The following is a 2,520-nucleotide window of genomic DNA, read 5'->3' as shown; positions in this document are numbered from 1 at the left end:
CGATGCTGGTGCGTACCCCGCCGCCGCCGTAGTGGTTGTCCATCCGGTCGAACATGGAGATCATCGCGTGCACCTGCTCGACCGGTCCGCCGCCCACCACCGGTGTGGGCCGAAGGCCTTCCCGCTGGTCCGACAGCCACAGCAGCCAGTCGCGCTGAGGGCCGGTCAGTGCGGAGGCGACGAAGGGGACCGGGCCGAGGAGGCTGCGCCGCGAGATGTCGGTGGATCCCAGTTCGGCCACGGTGTGCAGGGTCTCCGCCACATCCTCGCCGTAGACGAGCGCCCGGCCCGCGACGGGGCGCAGCTGATCGGAGTGGAAGCCCAGTTCCGTGGGGGACACGGGACGGCCGCACCGTTCGGAGAGTACGGCCGCGATCAACCCCGTTGTGGTGCCGCGCGGTTGCTGGCCCTGTAACCAGCGGGTGACCGACGCCTTGTCGTAGTGGGAGTCGGTGCCCTGGCGGCGGCCCAGTTCGTTGACCCGCAGGGCGAGGGAGGCGTAGGAGCAGCCCGCGTCCTTCAGGGCGGCCGCCAGTGCCACGTTGGCCCCGGCGGGGCCCTTGGCCGCGCCGCTCGGTCGTCCGTCGGTCACGGTGGCGCTCCAGGTCTCGCGTCACGGTCTCCTGCGGTGCCGCGCCCTAACTGCCGGAAGGTCAATTCTCTTACGACAGAACACAGTTGTGCGGTCATCGCTGCTGCCTGTGCGGCGGGTCACTCGATCACTATGGTCTCCGCCAGGCTCGGCACGCAACCGACGATCCGATGTATTCATCGCCCCGTCCACGAGGCAGGCCGGGTCCCCCTCCGTGAACCCCACCGCGGGCCGGGCCTGTTGCGGACCTACGAGTGCGTCACCACGCTGAGGCGTGCCCGCCGGGGCCGCACCACTACGTCCGCACAACCGGACAGCCCGCCCGCACACTCCCGCCGCGCGGGCTGTCCGGCGACACTGGGTGAATCGGTCCTCCTGGAGGGAGCGGCATGCGCACCGGCCCTTGTTCCGAGGTGCGGGAATGACCTTCCACCAGGCTCCGCACCAGGCCCTCCACCAAACTCTCCGCCAGGCCCTCGCGCAGTGCCGGACCCTCGTCGTCGAAGGCCCCGACGGCATCGGCCGGGGCGCCCTGGTCGCCGAACTGGCCCGCCAGGGATTCCTCGTCCGGCGTGCGCGCGGACCGCTGCACCATGTGGACCCCACCCAGCCGTACCGCGAACTCCTCGCCGCACCGGGCCGGCTGGCCGTCGACGGCAGTCTCGTCCACGAACTGGTCTACGGTCCGCTGCGCCGCGGTCGTTCCCGGGTGACCTGGATCCAGGCCCTCGATTTCGCCGAGGCGGTGGCGGAACGCGACGGCGCCCTCCTCCATGTGACGGGAGAGACGGACGACGCCGAGGCCGTGGAGGGGTTCGGACGCGCGCTGCGCACCCTGGGCCAGCACGTCCCCGTCATCACCCTCGACGCCCGTGGCGGCGGCCTCCCGGTCCGCGGACCCGCCCGCGCGTCCGCCGGCGACTAGTGTCCTGCGGATCATGGCGGGCGGCCCACTGGCGCTGAATCGCTGTATCGACCCGCCGGACAAGGAGTTGGGTGAAGCGGGTTGGGTCCGTCGATAAATACCTCGACATCGGGCACGGTCATCGGGGACGCTTCGTGAAGATGACCAGAATCGATGACACACCGCCCGCGTGGGACGAGCGCACCCAGCTCACCACGTTTCTCGACTACGCACGTGACACCGCTCGCGCCAAATGCGAGAGCGTCTCTACGGAGAACGCACGCAAAGGGCTCCTGCCGGGCTCACCACTGATGACCATGAGCGGGGTGATCAACCACCTCCGCTGGGTCGAGTACTACTGGTTCCAAGTGGTCTTCCTCGGCGAGGAAGACCGGGGCCCCTGGACCGAGGAGGACCCCGACCGCGAGATGCGTATCGCCGTCGACTTCCCGCTCACGCAGTTGCTCGACGAATACGCCGAACAGAGCGCCCATTACCGCGAACTGGTCGCCGGGAACGGCCTGGACAAGCAGGCCCAGCGAGCCATCCGCAACGGCCTCCACGTCGACCTGCGCTGGATCCTCCTCCACCTCACCGAGGAGACGGCCCGCCACAACGGCCACCTGGACATCCTGCGCGAGATGCTCGACGGCACAACCGGCGACTGATCCGGCGGAGATCACGGGCGGAGCCAGAGTCGGATCGACGCGACGGTGACGGTGCCGTGGAAGATGTAGCCGCGCTCGTCGAACCTCGTGGCCACGGCCCGGGAGTTCTTCAACGCGTTGATCGTCCGCTGGACTTCGTTCCTTCGCCTGTAGATCGTCTTGTCGAAGCCTGCGGGTCGGCCCCCCTGCTGACCCTTCGTGGGCGGTCGGCCCGCTGATTCTTCGGTTCGGGGATGGTGTGCTTGATCCGGCGTCGTCGCAGGTAGCGGCGGTTGCGACGGGAGGAGTACGCCTGTCCGCGTGGGATGTCTTGTCGCCGCCGAGATGGTCGGGCCGCGTGCGCGGGCGTCCGCCAC

2 protein-coding genes and 2 pseudogenes are annotated in these 2,520 nt (G+C 69.5%); 2 read left to right on the top strand and 2 right to left on the bottom strand.

The features are described from left to right. A pseudogene (locus ABZV34_RS38505) lies at positions 1 to 592 on the bottom strand (hypothetical protein); the annotation flags it as partial. A 421-nt stretch (positions 593 to 1,013) separates the two neighbouring features. On the opposite strand from ABZV34_RS38505, the gene ABZV34_RS38500 reads away from it, so the two are divergent. Together ABZV34_RS38500 and ABZV34_RS38495 are read left to right on the top strand one after the other, a co-directional pair. After that, complete coding sequence (locus ABZV34_RS38500) at positions 1,014 to 1,517, top strand: hypothetical protein (protein WP_356287651.1); 504 nt, start codon at positions 1,014 to 1,016, stop codon at positions 1,515 to 1,517. 140 nt (positions 1,518 to 1,657) lie between these two features. After that, complete coding sequence (locus ABZV34_RS38495) at positions 1,658 to 2,164, top strand: DinB family protein (protein WP_356287648.1); 507 nt, start codon at positions 1,658 to 1,660, stop codon at positions 2,162 to 2,164. Between the two features lie 11 nt (positions 2,165 to 2,175). On the opposite strand, the pseudogene ABZV34_RS38490 reads toward ABZV34_RS38495, so the two are convergent. Beyond that, positions 2,176 to 2,520 (bottom strand): annotated as a pseudogene (locus ABZV34_RS38490) (IS5/IS1182 family transposase); the annotation flags it as partial.

The sequence above is a fragment of the Streptomyces sp. NPDC005195 genome (assembly GCF_040608315.1).
Classification (GTDB): domain Bacteria; phylum Actinomycetota; class Actinomycetes; order Streptomycetales; family Streptomycetaceae; genus Streptomyces; species Streptomyces kaempferi.
This window is presented reverse-complemented; position numbering and strand designations above follow the sequence as displayed.

What these genes read in the sequence shown, in the direction of transcription:
- ABZV34_RS38500 (WP_356287651.1), top strand. Translation starts at nt 1,014, where the DNA reads ATGACCTTCCACCAGGCTCCGCACCAGGCCCTCCACCAAACTCTCCGC.
- ABZV34_RS38495 (WP_356287648.1), top strand. Translation starts at nt 1,658, where the DNA reads ATGACCAGAATCGATGACACACCGCCCGCGTGGGACGAGCGCACCCAG.